General features: G+C 31.8%; 13 protein-coding genes and 1 pseudogene. 13 read left to right on the plus strand and 1 reads right to left on the minus strand.

Annotation, left to right across the window (positions count from 1 at the left end; all coding sequences use genetic code 11):
* The first annotated feature begins 9 nt into the window (after window positions 1-9).
* The 10 genes and pseudogenes from EQM05_RS03035 to EQM05_RS03085 all read left to right on the plus strand — a co-directional run bounded on the left by EQM05_RS03035 (window position 10) and on the right by EQM05_RS03085 (window position 10,997).
* Window positions 10-732, plus strand: a complete 723-nt coding sequence (locus EQM05_RS03035; protein ID WP_128748680.1) for a DUF4391 domain-containing protein — start codon at window positions 10-12, stop codon at window positions 730-732.
* A 13-nt stretch (window positions 733-745) separates the two neighbouring features.
* Window positions 746-2,719: a site-specific DNA-methyltransferase gene (locus EQM05_RS03040; RefSeq protein ID WP_128748681.1), complete on the plus strand. Its 1,974-nt coding sequence runs from the start codon at window positions 746-748 to the stop codon at window positions 2,717-2,719.
* 20 nt (window positions 2,720-2,739) lie between these two features.
* Complete coding sequence (locus EQM05_RS03045) at window positions 2,740-5,829, plus strand: DEAD/DEAH box helicase family protein (RefSeq protein WP_128748682.1); 3,090 nt, start codon at window positions 2,740-2,742, stop codon at window positions 5,827-5,829.
* A 151-nt stretch (window positions 5,830-5,980) separates the two neighbouring features.
* On the plus strand, window positions 5,981-6,313 hold the full coding sequence (locus EQM05_RS03050; protein WP_128748683.1) for a DUF4258 domain-containing protein: 333 nt from the start codon (window positions 5,981-5,983) through the stop codon (window positions 6,311-6,313).
* 2 nt (window positions 6,314-6,315) lie between these two features.
* Window positions 6,316-6,759 carry a helix-turn-helix domain-containing protein gene (locus tag EQM05_RS03055; RefSeq protein WP_128748684.1) on the plus strand — a complete coding sequence of 148 codons (444 nt, stop codon included), beginning with the start codon at window positions 6,316-6,318 and terminating at the stop codon, window positions 6,757-6,759.
* Between the two features lie 6 nt (window positions 6,760-6,765).
* Window positions 6,766-7,554 (plus strand): annotated as a pseudogene (locus EQM05_RS16105) (ImmA/IrrE family metallo-endopeptidase).
* A gap of 194 nt (window positions 7,555-7,748) precedes the next feature.
* Window positions 7,749-8,756: a hypothetical protein gene (locus tag EQM05_RS03070; RefSeq protein ID WP_128748687.1), complete on the plus strand. Its 1,008-nt coding sequence runs from the start codon at window positions 7,749-7,751 to the stop codon at window positions 8,754-8,756.
* 144 nt (window positions 8,757-8,900) lie between these two features.
* Window positions 8,901-9,068: a zinc-ribbon domain-containing protein gene (locus EQM05_RS03075; protein ID WP_128748688.1), complete on the plus strand. Its 168-nt coding sequence runs from the start codon at window positions 8,901-8,903 to the stop codon at window positions 9,066-9,068.
* A gap of 135 nt (window positions 9,069-9,203) precedes the next feature.
* Window positions 9,204-10,553, plus strand: coding sequence for a glucose-6-phosphate isomerase (locus EQM05_RS03080; protein WP_128748689.1), 1,350 nt, complete (start codon window positions 9,204-9,206; stop codon window positions 10,551-10,553).
* 3 nt (window positions 10,554-10,556) lie between these two features.
* Entirely contained in the window at window positions 10,557-10,997 is a 441-nt protein-coding gene (locus EQM05_RS03085; RefSeq protein ID WP_128748690.1) for a YaiI/YqxD family protein, read from the plus strand.
* Between the two features lie 163 nt (window positions 10,998-11,160).
* On the opposite strand, the gene pulA is transcribed toward EQM05_RS03085, so the two are convergent.
* A complete protein-coding gene (gene pulA / locus EQM05_RS03090; protein WP_128748691.1) occupies window positions 11,161-13,302 on the minus strand; it encodes a type I pullulanase in 2,142 nt (713 codons plus the stop codon).
* 167 nt (window positions 13,303-13,469) lie between these two features.
* Here pulA and EQM05_RS03095 point away from each other — a divergent pair, with 167 nt between their 5' ends.
* Genes EQM05_RS03095 through EQM05_RS03105 form a run of 3 tightly spaced genes read left to right on the plus strand, consistent with a single transcriptional unit; the run spans window position 13,470 to window position 16,912 of the window.
* Window positions 13,470-15,476 (plus strand): triple tyrosine motif-containing protein, encoded by a 2,007-nt coding sequence (locus EQM05_RS03095; protein ID WP_128748692.1) that lies wholly within the window; start codon window positions 13,470-13,472, stop codon window positions 15,474-15,476.
* A 26-nt stretch (window positions 15,477-15,502) separates the two neighbouring features.
* Window positions 15,503-16,168: a lytic transglycosylase domain-containing protein gene (locus EQM05_RS03100; RefSeq protein WP_128748693.1), complete on the plus strand. Its 666-nt coding sequence runs from the start codon at window positions 15,503-15,505 to the stop codon at window positions 16,166-16,168.
* 27 nt (window positions 16,169-16,195) lie between these two features.
* Window positions 16,196-16,912, plus strand: a complete 717-nt coding sequence (locus EQM05_RS03105; protein WP_128748694.1) for a 16S rRNA pseudouridine(516) synthase — start codon at window positions 16,196-16,198, stop codon at window positions 16,910-16,912.
* Window positions 16,913-17,059 lie beyond the last annotated feature (147 nt).

The raw sequence follows: 17,059 nt of genomic DNA on the forward strand, positions 1-17,059 counted from the left end.
GGTGCCTTAATGTTTAATCTTCCTTCAGATTATAAGGTTAACAAAAAGTTTGATATAAAGATGTTTACAACCTCAGAGCTTAACCAAAAGGAGAAAAAGTATTTTAAAGATAATGTGGCTCAAATAGAATTAAAATACCAAATTATAGGAGAAGATATAGCTTCATTTATTGATGATGAGCATAATTGTCAGGCCATAATGTTTTTTGAGGTTGAAGTTAAGAATTTAAAAAGTGCAAAAACTATAGGAGAAATTATTCAAAGGGTTGTAAAACCATTAGTAGTAATAAGGTTCTTTGATTCCAAGGGGACGGAAAGCTATTGTTTTGTATACAAAAGACTGAATAAGCTTGATAATACTAAGATAGTTATAGATGAAATTATATTAACACATATATCATCAATATTTTTTGAGAATGATACTAAGAAACTAATATCAAAATATTTAGATTTTGATGAGGTGAAAAATAAGGCTAATAAGCTGACTTATTATTATGAAATGTTTAGCAAAGCCATAGTAATTAGTAATAGGGCATATTTTTCCGGATACAAAAGTATTCTTTCATCAAATATATTTTATGACCTTGATACTATGAAATTATTGACTAGCCTTTTAAGAGAAGTTGAAGGCTTTGAGAGAGAAAAAAGTATTGCAGTTACTGTGTCTGAGAAGGCACAAATTAATATGAAAATCAAGAATACTCTTGAAAAAATAAATAAACTTACAGAGTGACAGGAGGATAAGTATGGAGAACAAGGTTACCAAAGAAATATTTAATCCTATAGATGAAAATATAAAAAAGCTTGAAAGTCTATTTCCAGGGATAGTAAAAGATGGACAAGTTGATTTCGAAGCCTTAAAGCAGGAACTTGGTCAGTTTGAAGGGACAGGTAAGGAAAAGTATGAACTTACATGGCCTGGGAAAACACAGGCAAAACAGCTTGCAAACATAGATATAGTAGGTAAAACATTAAAATATGTACCAGAGGATAGCAAGAATCCAGAAACTACTAAGAATCTATACATTGAAGGAGATAATCTTGAGGTATTGAAGCTACTCAGAAATAGTTATTATGAAAAGGTAAAAATGATTTATATTGATCCACCTTATAATACAGGGAACGACTTTGTTTATAAAGATAATTTTACAATGGAAGTTACTGAAAATGAGAAAATTGAAGGTAATATAGATGAAGAAGGTAACAGACTGATTAAAAATCAAGCGGGAAGTGGAAGGTTTCATTCAAATTGGCTAAACATGATGTATCCACGTCTGAAAATTGCAAAAGATTTATTAAAAGACGATGGAGTAATATTTATTAGTATAGATGATAATGAAGTGCAGAATTTAAGAAAGATATGTGATGACATTTTTGATGAAAATAATTTTATTGCAAACATTGTAAGAAATACAAATAGTTCTAAAAATCAAAGTTTGTTTGTTTCTGTAAGCCATGATTATTGCTTAATATATGCTAAAAATATTAACGTTCTTCAAGTAAAGCATGCTGAAAATAAATGGTCTGTACCTAAAAATAATATTAATGAATATTTAAAAAAAGTAAGAGAACTTGAATCAATGGGGCTTTCAAAGGATGAAATAACTGAGGAATTAAAACAGTTAACTAAATACCCAAGGTTTGTTGACTTTACAAATTATTGGTACTTTGATGAAAGAGGATTATACAGGAAAGGCGATTTAGGTGGTGTAAAGAATGGAAATATGGAACGAATATTTAATCCTATAACAAATTCTTATGATCCTATACCACCAGGAGGATTTAGATATAGCAAAGAAAAAATGGACGAATTGATTAAAGATAATAGAATTCATTTCCACGATGATGGTAGTTTACCGGTTATAAAGAGATACCTACATGAAAATATGAAACAACGCCCTAAATCAATAATGTCTGATGACCAACGCCCAGATTATTCTTTATTAAAGGAATTTAATACACCCTTTGACAATCCCAAGCAATTGGCATTTATGAAGAGGATAATTAGTGTAAGTGATAAGGATGCAATAGTTTTGGATTTTTTTTCAGGATCAGCTACAACTGCCCATGCTGTTATGGAATTAAATATTGAAGAGATGGCTAATAGAAAATTTATAATGGTTCAAACTGATGAAGAAAAGTGTAGTGAGGGTAGTGAAGCCTACAAAGCGGGTTATAAAAATATTTGTGAAATTGGAAAAGAACGTATCCGCCGTGCAGGTGAAAAGATAAATCAAGATCTTAAGGATAAAGAAGGCATAGAAAACATTGATATTGGCTTTAAGGTATTTAAAGTAGCGGATACAAATATAAATTGGAAAGATAATTCATTTGAAAGAATAGAAGATTTATATACAAAGGGACTTTCAAAAGATGCTTTGGACTTCAATCCAGGTTTTACCGATATAGATGTAGTCTATGAAATAATGCTCCGTCACAGGGATTTCCCTCTGACATCAAAGATTGAAAATCTATCAAACATTGGAGAGAGAACTTACATCTTTGCTGATGCAGTAGTTGTATGTTTAGAAGAAAAGATAACAAATAAAATTGTTGATGGGATTGCAGCCATAGAGCCAAAGCCTATTAAAGTAATATTCCGTGACAGTGCCTTTGATGATGATATCTCCCTAAAGCTTAATACAATGAACCGCCTTGATGCTCAGCTTAAAAAACATAACCAAGGAAAAGAACAGTCCTACAGAGTAGAATTTATTTAAGCTCAGGAGGGAGATAGAATATGACACAAAAAATAGTATTTAATTTTGATGAAAATTTGGAATATCAGCGAAACGCTATAAATGCTGTGGTTGATCTTTTTAAAGGCCAGGACAGGGAGCTTGGGGATGTAATATACAGGGGTGCAACCCGTCATATAAAAAATCTTATAGAAAAGGATCCAGTAAGAAATAGGCTTGATATCGGACCAAGTATAATACTGAATAATATGAGGGAAGTGCAAAATAACAATATGCTCTTTCCAAGTGATACATTTGATACAGGATATAACTTTACTGTAGAGATGGAAACCGGTACGGGAAAGACCTATGTATATCTTCGTTCTATTTTAGAACTCTATGAAGATTATAATTTTATGAAGTTTATAATTGTTGTACCTACTGTCGCTATTAGAAAAGGTGTTGAAAAAAGTATAGAAATGCTAAAGGAACATTTTAAGACACTTTATCATGGTCTTGATATTTCAAAATATGCCTTTGTATATGATTCAGGTAACTCGGGAAAGCTTACGGATTTCGTCGAAGCGAGAGATTTAAGAATAGCTATAATGAATATACAATCCTTCAATAAGGATACAAACAAAATAAGAAAAGAAGATGAAACAGGCAAAGTACTTTGGGATTTACTAAAGTATGTAAATCCCATTGTTATTATAGATGAACCACAAAGACTTGAGGGAAGCAGTAAGAAAAAGAGTGCATCTTTAAGTGCAATTGAGGAGCTGAACCCTCTGTTTATATTGAGGTATTCAGCCACACATAAAAAGCTTTATAATCAAATTTATAAGCTGGACTCTTATCAGGCTTATAAGCAGGATTTAGTTAAAAAAATAGAAGTTAAAACAATATATAGCAGTATAAGTAAAGACTATAATTATGTTAGATATATAGAGTTTACTAAAGATTTAAAGGCAAAGGTAGAAATATTCTATAGTGAGCCTGGAGGCATTGTAAGGTTTAAGACATTTAATGTGTTAAAAAATGCATCCTTATTTGAACTGTCAGGGGGACTGCCTCAATATAAAAATATGATAGTGTTAGAAGATCCACATAAAATAAATGGTCTCAAGGTCGGCTTGGGTGATGATGTTCTCGTCCTCAAGGAAGGGCAGAATAACTATGATGTGGATGAGCTGGATTTGATTAGAATTCAAATAAGTCTAACAATACAAAAACACCTTGAAAAGCAGTTAAAAATACTTGAAAAAGGTTATAAGATAAAGGTTATTTCACTCTTCTTCATAGATGCTGTAAAAAACTTCAGAGACAGTGAATCAGCTGATGGCAGAGGGCTATATGCTAAAATATTCGATGAAGAATACTCAAAAATTATACTTGATCCAAGATACAATGAAGTCTTTAGAAAGTATCCTGAACTTTTTACCGATTATAAAAATGTTCAAGAGGTAAGAGAAGGGTATTTTGCCCGTGATAAGAAGAATAACGAGACAGAAGTAGACGGCTTTGATTGGTCTAAAGATGAATTGCAGATGAATAAGAAGGCCCAAGAAGATATAGAGAGAGGAATTCAGCTTATACTTGATAAGAAGGATGAGCTTATATCCTTCGATGAACCACTTGCATTTATATTCTCCCACTCAGCTCTTAGAGAAGGATGGGACAATCCAAATGTATTTCAGCTTTGTACACTAAAAAAGGGAAGTTCAGAAATAGCAAAGAAGCAGGAGATAGGACGTGGACTCAGATTACCAGTAGATATACATGGTAACAGATGCTTTGATAAGGATGTAAATGTTCTAACTGTCATAGCCAATGATTACTATGACCATTTTGCAGAAGCACTACAAAATGATTTTAGTAATGAAGCTGGTTTTAAGAAGGAAGAAGTAACTTATGATATAGTATACAGAACCCTTGAGGAAGCAGGTATGCCAAAGGAATTTATTGTGGCAGAAACAGTAGAAGCTTTCAAGGTAGAATTAACTGAAGCCGGAATTATTAATCCAAAGAACAATGAACTTACTAAGAATGCAGCGGATATATTATATTATGAATTTAAAAGTCCTGCTCTAAAAAACTTTGAAATAAAAATCAAAGAAAAATTTATAGATAATATGCAGAACAAAGGAAGCCGCAGGATTGAAATCAAAAATGGCGATGAAGAACCTGTTGTTAATGGATACCACAGTTTTGTTACAGAATCAGAGTTTCAAAAACTATGGGTAGAACTCAAAAATCGTATAGTTAAGAGAACTATGTATCAAGTTAAAATTGATAACGAACAATTTATTAAAGAATGTATTGATGATTTAAATGAGAAATTAAGCTACAAGGCACTTAAAAGAGAATTTGAAGTAGCAACAGGTAAGGGAGATTATGATGAATCCAAGAAGTTTAAGTTTGATGATCCGGCTAAGATAAGCCTTGCTCTTGGTGACGAGGACATTGAGATTATAAAGAGCGACTTTGAAATTACTAATTACCTTATGCATCACACAATGCTTCCAAGGAAGGCTTTGTTTAGGATTATTTCAGGCTTGAAAAACAAGAAATTCCTCCAAAAACAAGCTGTTCTTGATGAGGTTATGAAGGCTATCTTAGATAAACTAACAGAGTTTAAGGCTAAAAATATTGACTATGAAGTTATAGATGGATATCTCTTTGACGAAAGCACCATATTCTCTGTTGAAGAGATTGAAAGAAGTATGATTGACCATAAAAGAGCTTATAAAACAAATAGTGATCATAAAAGGACACTTCATAAGTATATAAGGGTTGATAGTGATGGAGAATTTGAATTTGCAAGGAGTCTCGATGAAGACCCGGATGTACTGCTATTCACCAAGCTTAAAAAAGGTGGTATTGTCATTGACACACCTTATGGAAATTATTCACCTGATTGGGCTATTATCCATAAGGTAGATGATGCAAAAGCTAAACTTTATTTTATAGTAGAAACAAAGTGTGATAAGGAAAAGAAGGACCTGACTCAGGTTGAATATGCTAAAATCAATTGTGCAAAGAAGCATTTTGCTAAGATTTCACAAGATATTACCTTTGATTGGGTTAACAGCTATAATAAGTTTAAAGAATTGGTGCAGAAAGATATCTTAAGAAGAAGGAGCAGTTAACTTAGATATAATTTAAATGTACAGGCTCTTATATTTTATATAAAGATATTGTGTATATGTATAATTTATAATATTTTATATTAATTTATAATAGTTTATTGTAAAAAAACACTTAAAGGTGTATATTATATATAAGAAGAGGTAATAATGCATGATAGAACAACTAGCTGAGAAGATGATTCGCAAAAAAGTCAGTGAGGGAGATTTTGATATTACTGACCATGCTTTTGAAAGGATGTCAGAACGTGAAATCGACATTGATAAGGTTTTAGATTGTATCATAAAAGGGAAAACTATAGAGTTTCAAACTGATAGAAGAACTAATGATATAAAAGTTTTATTTCAGGAAGCAATAGCTAATGAGCCAGAGGTATATACCGTTGTTGCTGCCTTAGAGACTCCTTTAATTATAACGGTATGCAGGACAAAAGAAGAAGTTTGGGAATCTATTGATAATGTTCTGCGAAGAAGGGAGAGATATTAATTATGAGTAAGAAGTGTTATATTTGCAATACTGAGATGGAGAAAAAAACCACATCTATAAATACTGGATGGGGAAATTATAAGTTAACTGTAGATGGAGTTAGTGCATATGTATGCCCACAATGCGGCGAGGTAACAATCGAAGGAAAAGATGCTGTTATGCTGCAAAAGCTAAGTAAAAGCTTAGTGGATGTAGATAAAAACCAAAAGCCTGATGTTTTGAATTTAACTGAAGTAGCAGATTTATTAAGAGTTAGCAATCAAACAATATATAATATGATAAGAGATGGCAGACTAAAAGCTCATAAATTCGGAAGAGAGTGGAGATTCATTAGAAAGGATATAGAATCCTTTATGGGTGGAGAAGAAGCATATGGCATAGCTGCAAGGGGAAAAACAGGAGAGTTAGATGAAAAGGATGCTAAAATAATATCTAAGTATCTGTAACTGTGAATGTATCTATATGAAAATAATCCTGAGCTTTATGCTCGGGATATTCTTTTATCCTTAAATTTAACTCCTCCTGTAGATATTTTTAAAGTATGTGAAACCTATGATTTAAAGGTGAATTATGAAAATATTAAATCTGCCGAAGCTCTTTTGATTGTTTCAAAAGGGAAAAAGAACATAATTATAAATAATAGAAAAATATTATATATTCCAAGGCAAAGGTTCTCAATTGCTCATGAGGTGGGACACTTTTTTATCCCTTGGCATAGCAATATGTGTACCTGATCTAATATTGGCGACTTTAGCTCAGATAACTTAGAGGAAAATCAAGCAGATATTTTTGCAGCAGAGCTATTAATACCTACAAACATATTGCTTCCTAAAATCGAAAACAAGGTTATTACCTTAGAGTTAATAAAGGGGTTGGCTCAGGAATTTAATGTATCATTAGGGGCAATGACAAGAAAAGTAATATCAATAACTCAAGATAAGGTTATTGCAATAGTGTATTATAGTAATGGAACAAAGATAGTTCAAGCAAAGTCATCAAGCTTTGACTTTAACTTGAAACCTGGAATAATAAAGGGATCAGCCGCCAAAGAGCTTCTGAATAATAGATATAGCAATGAAACTGTTAAAAGAATTTTAAGATGTGATGTATGGTTTCAGGAGAATAGTGATGATTTTGAAATAGTAGAAGAGTCATTATATCAGCCAAATTTTAGCAGGGTATTTACAATTTTAAGAATTGCAAACGATATGGATTATATGGAAGCTTATTTTGATATTTAAATATGCATTAAAATATAGGATAGTCTTAGAATTGGCTGTATGTCGGAATTGACATCGGATGCTGCTAGAGAGACACTTATGTGAAGTGTTTCTCTATTTTTTTAACAGAAATGTTTTTTGATATGGGAGGCTTTAACTTATGTTATAATATCATAAAAGCGAAAGTATAAAATTTAAGATTGGAGTTATTCATTATGAGAATTGAAGCATCCATGGAAGAATGGAGAGATTTATACCAGGTTGCAATAAAGCTTAAGAAATTGAAACCTTGGGAGGACTTATGGGATATGGATCTAATAACCATACTGCCTCTTGGAAAAGATGAGCCTTGTATATGCAGTGTCATGGGCAAAGGCGGAGAGTTTTACGGTATAGGCATATATATAGGTGGTAAGGCCATAAATGATTTTTTTACCATAGCAGATAATAATGATATTCCTCAGAATCAATTGATACGTTATCAAAATAATATTATGTGTAATTTTGGCAGCAGAGATGAACTGACAAAAAAAGAATTAAACATAATAAAGGAATTAGGGCTTAAATTTAGGGGAAAGAATGATTGGGTTTACTTTAGGGTGTATGAGAAAGGCTATGCTCCATATATGCCCGATAAAAATGAAGTGCTGGAAATTACAGATATTTTAAAACATTTATACATGGCAATAAAGTCATTGCATAATGGACTAAAAGTTGATTTTGAAAACGGTAAAACTTTAATGCGCTGTTTTCATAAGGAAAGCAACTTATGGCTGAATTACGAAATGCCTTTGTTAATACCTCATATTCACTATGCAGTACCAGTATTAGAAGATCAGTTACTAATGAAGAGATTGAAAAATAAAGCTAAGAATAACTCTGTATTGGAATTGGATATAGCATACTTAAATTCAGTTATAAATGACAAAAGTTATGATAAGCCAATTATTCCAAGGCTATGTATTTTAGCGGATAAGAGAAGCGGTATGCTGTTATCACAAAACATGGTAGCACCGGAAGATGATGAAATTGATGCAATGTTTGGAGCTGTAATAAATTATATTCTTCAGGCTGGAAGGCCTAAAAGAATTGTTGTAAGGGATAAGTATTCTTCAAGCATTATAGCTGATTTGTGCAAGCAAACTGGAATAGATGTGGTGGAATCAGGAAAGCTGCCAGCAATAGATGATTTTGTGGAAGCTTTTTATGAATACAGGAATTAAATACTATATATTGACATTGATTTTTTAGGATGATATAATATTTTCGTAATAAGAGAGATTTAACCTAATACAAACTTTAGTCCTCCTTAGGGGATGCGGTAATATGAATTAGTTAAATCCCTGATAAATAGGAGGGTCTATAAAATGGCTGATAAGACAATAGTATGTAAAGATTGTGGAAAAGAGTTCGTATTCACAGAAGGAGAACAGGAATTTTACAAAGAAAAAGGATTTGAAAATGATCCAGTAAGATGCCCAGAATGCAGAAAAGCAAGAAAAGCTGAAAAGAATAACAGAGGCTTCAGAAGATAATTTAGGGTACTATAAGATCGCTGAGAATTTCAGTGATCTTTTTTGTTGCTCTAAATTCTCGGAAACTTGATTTATTTTTATAAATAGTCTAAAATTCAAATAGGATATTTTTATTAAAAGTTTGGAGGAGATATTATGTCAAAAGCATTAAGCTTGGACTTATCAAAGACAAAACCTTACCTATCTGAACAGGAAATTACAAATTTACAGCCAATAGTTTCAGCAGCAGACAAGATGCTGAAAAACAAAACTGGTGCAGGCAACAAGTTTCTTGGATGGATAGACCTGCCAATTAATTATAATAAAGAAGAATTCAATAGAATTAAGGCAGCAGCTAAAAGAATAAGAGAAAATTCAGATGCTTTAATTGTTATAGGAATAGGCGGATCATATTTAGGATCCAGAGCAGCTATAGAAATGTTAACTGATACATTTCATAATTGTCTGCCAAAAAATAAAAGAAAAAGCCCATTAGTATTTTTCGTTGGGAATAATATTAGTTCTACATATATGAGAGATTTATTAAATACAATTGAGGGTATGGACATATCTGTAAATGTCATATCAAAGTCAGGAACAACTATGGAACCTGCACTGGCTTTTAGAATATTTAGAGAATATATGGAAAAGAAATATGGTAAAGCTGAAGCAAAGAAAAGAATATTTGCTACAACAGACAAAGCAAAGGGAGCACTTAAAACATTAGCTGACGCAGAAGGATATGAAACATTTGTTATTCCAGATGATGTTGGAGGAAGATTTTCAGTACTTACTCCAGTTGGACTGCTTCCAATAGCCGCAGCAGGAATTGATATTGATGAAATAATGAAAGGTGCTGCAGAGGCAAGAGAAAAATATAGTTCTGATGATTTGAATAAAAACGATGCTTATAAGTATGCAGTAGCTAGAAATTCTTTATACAGAAAAGGAAAAACTATAGAAATGGCTGTTAATTTTGAGCCATGTATGCATTATTTCGGTGAATGGTGGAAACAGTTATATGGAGAAAGCGAAGGAAAGGATAACAAGGGCATCTTCCCTGCAGCTGCAGACTTCTCCACTGATTTGCATTCTATGGGTCAATATATTCAGCAGGGTTTAAGAAACATCTTTGAAACATTTATAAATGTTGAAAACCCAAGAAAAGATATGACCGTTGAAAAAGACAAAGATAATCTTGATGGCTTAAACTATTTAGCTTCAAACACATTTGATTTTATAAATAAGCAGGCATTCAGGGGTACTGTTTTAGCACATAATGATGGCGGAGTACCTGGAATAATAGTAAATGTACCTGAATTAACAGCATTTTATTTTGGATATTTAGTTTATTTCTTTGAAATGGCTTGTGGATTAAGCGGATATTTACTTGGTGTAAATCCATTTGATCAACCAGGTGTGGAAGCATATAAAAAGAATATGTTTGCTTTACTAGGGAGACCAGGCTTCGAGGATATGAAGGCAAAATTAGAAGAAAGACTGTAAGATATGAGAATCATTGTAGATGCAGATGCATGTCCCGGGAAATCTTTTATTGAAAAAGCTGCAAGAGAAAATAATATAGAAGTAATTATGTTTTGTGATTTAAATCATGTTATTAACAGCGACTACAGCAGTATTAAATATATTGACAGCGGATTTCAAAAGGTAGATATGGCTGTTGCTAATGAATGCAGGGAAAATGATATAGTCATTACACAGGACTTTGGTGTTGCAGCAATGGCCCTTGGAAAAAAAGCATTTGCTATTGGTACAAAAGGTCACATATATGACAATAACAATATAGATAAACTTCTTTTTGAGAGACATTTAAGCAGTAAAATCAGAAGAGCCGGTGGGAGAACATTTTCACCTAAAAAGAGGAGCTCTGACGATGATAAAAGACTATATGGCAATTTAGTTAAAATAATAAAAGAACACAACAAATAAAAAAGTAAGCCAGTGGCTTACTTTTTTACAGTTAAGAGTTAAAAGTTAACAATTAAGAGTTAAGGATATTTTTCAGCAGAGCTGAAAAATTAAATTTAAAGTTTTGCCTATGGCAAAACCACATTAACTTAAAACTTAAAACTCTAAACTTTCAACTGTAAAATTAACTTTCAACTGTAATAACCGTCATACTAATGGGTTCTACGGTAATATTGTCAGCTGTAAAAGATCTTATAATTTGATCTCCTGATGAATATTTGTCAACTACTATATTCCATGTGCCATATGGGATGCTTACATTAACAGCATTTGGATTACTATTATAAATTACTATTATTTTATTCCAGCAGTCATAATTGGCATTATTATTCAAGCTGAATGCAACAGTGTTTGAAGGAATCTGCTGCCAGAATGAAATTTTATTTTTAATTTCCTCTTTATCAGTCATTCTAAATGCAGGGTGATTTTTTCTAAGCTTTATTAATCCCTTAATATAATTATATACATTAATAAACTGCTGCTTTTTATCCCAGTCAATGTTATTTATCTTATCTGGAGAGTTGTAAGTATTACTTATACCATATTTTGATCTGCAGATTTCCACACCGCTGTGTATAAAAGGAATGCCCTGACTTGTAAGTATTATTCCCATGGAAAGCTTATGAGCACTTATCCTGTCTTCATAGGAGTAATCATTGCAGCTTATGTTAATTTTATCCCAAAGTGTAAGATTATCATGGCAGGAAACATAATTTATACTTTGCTCTGGTGATGGCAATACCATAAAATCAGAAGTATTACCTGTGCAGGCTGTAACTACATGTTTAATGTTTTGTTCTAAATTTTTTTTGCCTGTGGCAAAGCCTCTGTCCATTTCATTAAATACACTTCCCTTAATATTGTCTCTGCAAAAATCATTAAAGTAAGCTATTTTAGGTGTTTTACTGGCATTTTTTATAGAAGCTAAATTATTTTTATCATATTCAGTAGAAAGCTCCCAGCCTTCTCCATATAATATAATATTTTTGTTAATATGATGGAGTTCGTGTTCTATCTCATTCATAGTTTCTACATCCAAAATACCCATGAGATCAAATCTAAATCCATCAATGTGATATTCTTTGGCCCAATACTTTACTGAGTCCACAATTAATCTTCTCACCATAAAGCGTTCACTGGCTAAGTCATTACCGCATCCGCTTCCACTTGAGAAGTTTCCACTTTTATCTCTGCGAAAAAAATATGATGGAAATAAATTCTCCAGGTTACTTTCCTCAAAATTAAAAATATGATTATAAACTACATCCATAACTACGGAAATGCTATTTTTATGGAGAACCTGAATTAATTTTTTTAATTCATAAATTCTGGTGATTGGATTTGCTGGATCCGAGCAGTAGCTTCCTTCAGGCACGTTATAATTCTGAGGATCGTAACCCCAATTATAATTTACTGGATTTAGTTCATCTACACTTTTATATGAAAAATCAAATACAGGCATAAGCTGAATATGAGTGACTCCCAAATCTTTTATATGATTAAGGGCAGTAGGAAGTCCATCTTTATTAACAGTATTTTCTTCTGCTAAGCCTAAGAATTTTCTTTTATTTATTACACCACTGTGCTCATTAGAAGATATATCTCTAATACTCATTTCATAAATAACAGCATCAGTATAGTTATTTAATTCAGGTGACATGTCAGATTCAAAATTTTCAGGATTACTCTGCTTCAGGTCTATTATAGCTCCTCTTAAACCATTTGCTCCAACTGCATAGGCATATGGGTCTACAATTTCTCTTATGTGATTATATACATTTAATGAATAAGTATAATACTTTCCATTGAGATCTCCCATTATTGCTGCAGTCCAATATCCATTATCTTCAGCCATGGAAATTTCAATAAATGATTCATTATTATTGCTGCAATAGTTTTCATAGATTCTTACATATACAGAAGATGCTGCTGGGGACCATAAATTAAATTCAGTATAATTATTTGTATATACAATACCAAGAGCTTTTTCACAGTTATATTTTTGGTAAAATTCCTCCGTTCCGAATAGAGTAAAAAATTCTATTGGGGTTTTTATGTCATAGTAACTAATTAAATACTGAGCTTTTATATTTATCTGTTCTTTAAGTTCTATGATTATTACATCATTATCCAATCTGCATGAAGCAATGGAAACTTGCTTACCATTATTAAATACAGCAATTTTATCTATTTCCAGGTTATCAATATGATTATATTTTAATTGTATTTTATTAAAGCTTATGGCTTCTGCATATAAACCATTCATAATAAAACTCCTTTAGAAAAATAATTATTAAATACCATATACTATAATATTAGAATAATGATTTATTTGCAATTGTATTAAATGAAAACTAATTTATTAATTACCTCTATTGTAAAAATTGGTAATGAGTTATAATATTTATATACATTGCTTAGGGGATGATATTAATGAATGAGATCACCATACACTGTAATCTGCAAAGCCCGCAAAGTGTAAATACATCAATATGTGTTGAAGCAGAAAATAATGTTCAGGAAGTACTTTTATATAAGTTTATGGTAGGGTGTAATGGAACATGGAAAACTCTTAGAGATTTTGAAGCTTGCAATTCTGTCCAATGGATTCCTGATGCTGAGGGCAAATACATAATTATGGCACAGGCAAAAGAGGAGAAAAGCACAAAACCTTTTCAATATGTAACAAGGCTGGATTTTATAATAGGCAACATTGAGGAAAATCTTATAGATTCCATTGATGTGAACAAAGATACTTTTAAAATTGGGGACAAGCTGCTTTTAGATGTAATTTCAAGTTATTCTCCATTAATGTTCAGGTATTGGCTAAGGCAGAATGAAAATTGGGAATTAATTAAGGAATATTCACCAGATAATACATTAACCTGGGCAATAAAGTCTTCAGGAGAAGAAGAAATACTTGTAGAATGTAAAAGAGCAGAATCTAAAAATAATTTTGATGACTTTAAAAGTGTTAAATTTCAGGTAAGCGAAATTAAACCTCTTGAAATAACGGATTTTAAATGTTTAAGCCATGATCTTTTAGTTGGTTCTGAAATAATATTTCAGGTAAATGCTTCAGCAGATGACAGCAGGACTACTTTATATAAATTTATAAAATTAAATTCAAAGGGAAAAGCTGTATGTGTGCAGGATTATTCAACAAAAAAAATGGTAAGCTTTTACGAGAAGGAACCTGGCATATATAGATTATTGTGTTTGGCAAAGGACATGTATTCCCAAAGTGAATTTGATGACAGAGCCATAATTAACTATGAAATTAAATCATATAATAAAGTCGAAATTCAAAGCTTTACAAGTGATTTAAATTCACCTCAGATAAGCGGCAGTGAAATAGAATTAAAGGCAGTTGTAAAGGGAGGAAATGAATTACTTTATAGATATATAATTGATGGAAATTATGGAGAGGACTCAGGTTATATAAGAAATGATACCTATAAGTGGAAGGCAGATCATTATGGAACTTATAATGTAAAACTTTTAGTAAAGGACAAGCAATTTCAGGGATTAAGTGAGGATGAATCTAATTTTGAATTTATTATAGATGAAAAAAGTCATGAACCTGTAACTATAAAAAATGTAATAATTGATGGAAATATTACCAGACTTTTAACAAACAGCACTGTAAAAATAACAGCAGATGCTGAAGGAGGAAGTAAATTAAAATACTCATTTATTGTTAAAAAGGATGGCATGGATATAGAAAAAATACAGTATGGTGACTGTAACTGGGTAAATTTTACCCCTGAACAATGTGGAAACTATGAACTTGAAGTACGGGTTAAAGATAAATATTCTGAAAGGGAATTTGACAGCCACAGCACAGTTTTTTTTGAAGCTTATGATTATCTGCCTGCAAATATTGATTATGTTTTAAAACCACCAAAAGAATATTATGTCTGCGGTGACGTTATATGCTTATTAATTATCTGTGAAAATACATCAAATATTTTAGTAAAATATTTACTAAAAATAAATGGGCATAATGTAGAAGAAAGTGAATTCGTAAAAGATATGAAATATTCATTTGTGCCAAAGGTACCTGGAATTTATTCAGTTGAAATATTTGCAAAAAATATAAAAAGCAATAAGGAATTTGATTGTAAAAGGGAAGTGACCATAGCTGTAAATGATGCTATCCCAATTACAAACTGCAGATTAAAAATAGATAAAGCAAAAATTCAGATTAATGAAGGTATTACCCTTACTGCAGAGTGTGAGGGAGGCAGAAATGTTTTATATGAATTTTATGTTATGGAAAACAATGACTGGATATTAGTACAAAAATACAGCGTAAAAAATTATTATACTTTTATACCTTTTTCCAAAGGATTATGTAAGGTGCTTGCTCTTGCCAAAAGTTCCAATAAAAAGACAAGCTATGAAGATTATGCTATAATGGAATTTATGGTACAGTAAATAATTTTGTTAGGTTGGTGAAAAGTATGGAGATAAATAGCGATAAAAGCGTTCAGCAGATCCTTCAGGTACAATTATTGACTGATATGCTTAAACAGACTGCTGAAGCTTCTGGAGATTCCGGTTCATTTCAGTTAATGCTTCAAAGCCTTACAGAAGCTATTTCAAATGGTAATGGGACTTTTGACTTATCCAGCTTAGGATTAAATGAAAGTGATTTAAGCAAACTGGGATATGGTGCCGGCGAAAGATTATATAATGTTGTGAGTGATATAAATAATGGCGTGAATAGTGGGAACACTACTGTTGATAAGGCAGTAGATGCTGCATCAAAAAAATATGGAGTGGACAAAAACTTAATTATGGCAGTTATTAAACAGGAATCATCCTTTAACCCAAATGCAACTTCTGGTGCTGGTGCTGAAGGATTAATGCAGTTAATGCCTGACACCGCAAGGGAACTTGGGGTAAGCAATGCCTATGATATACAGCAGAATGTGGATGGTGGAACAAAATATTTAAGTGAGCTTCTAAGTAAGTATGGCAATGTGAAAGAACTTGCTTTGGCAGCATATAATGCAGGGCCTGGTACTTTAGCAAACAGGGGCGTTAATAATGTGCAGAATATGACAAAGCTGCCATCGGAGACAAGAAACTATGTTAATAAAGTAATGAAATATTATGGAAAATAAAGCTTACAATTTAACGGAGGACAATTTATGGAAAGATTAGATAAGGTATTATCTAACTTAGGTTATGGAACTAGAAAAGAAGTAAAATATATGGTAAAAAAGTCCATGATTGAAGTAAACGATGTAGTTGTTAAAGATAGTGGATTAGCCATTGAACCTGAAAAATGTAAAATAAAAGTTAATGGTGAGGAAGTAAACTATAGAAAGTACATTTATATTATGATGAATAAACCCAGCGGCGTTATCTCCGCAACCTTTGATAATTATGATAAAACTGTGATAGATTTATTAGATGAGGAATATAGAATATTTGACCCTTTTCCTGTAGGAAGGCTTGATAAAGATACAGAGGGGCTTCTTCTGATTACCAATGATGGAGAATTGAACCACAGACTGATTTCCCCTAAATGGCATGTGGATAAAAAATATTATGCCGAAATAAATAAGCCTGTATCTGATGATGATGTGAACGCATTTAGTCAAGGGATTGTTTTAGATGACGGATATAAATGTCTTCCTGGAAAACTTAATATTATAAAATCTGCTGAAAATGGATCAGAAGTTGAAGTTATCATACATGAGGGTAAGTTTCATCAGGTAAAGAGAATGTTTGAAAGTTTGGGGAAAGAAGTTGTATTTTTAAAAAGGATGAATTTTGGACCTTTAGAGTTGGACTCTGCACTTAAAGAGGGTAGTTATCGAGAATTGTCGCAGGAAGAAGTATCAATTTTAAAAGATATTTAATTGAAATAATATTGGTAGTTAAATTGACATATATTATGTTTAAATGAATTTATACATTCATTTAATAATTTGTTTACAATTTATTTTGCAAAAAAGCTTGATTTACTATTTTAATTTTACTATAATAATCTTGCAAGGATAAATAAA

This window comes from Clostridium sp. JN-9, assembly GCF_004103695.1.
GTDB lineage: Bacteria > Bacillota > Clostridia > Clostridiales > Clostridiaceae > JN-9.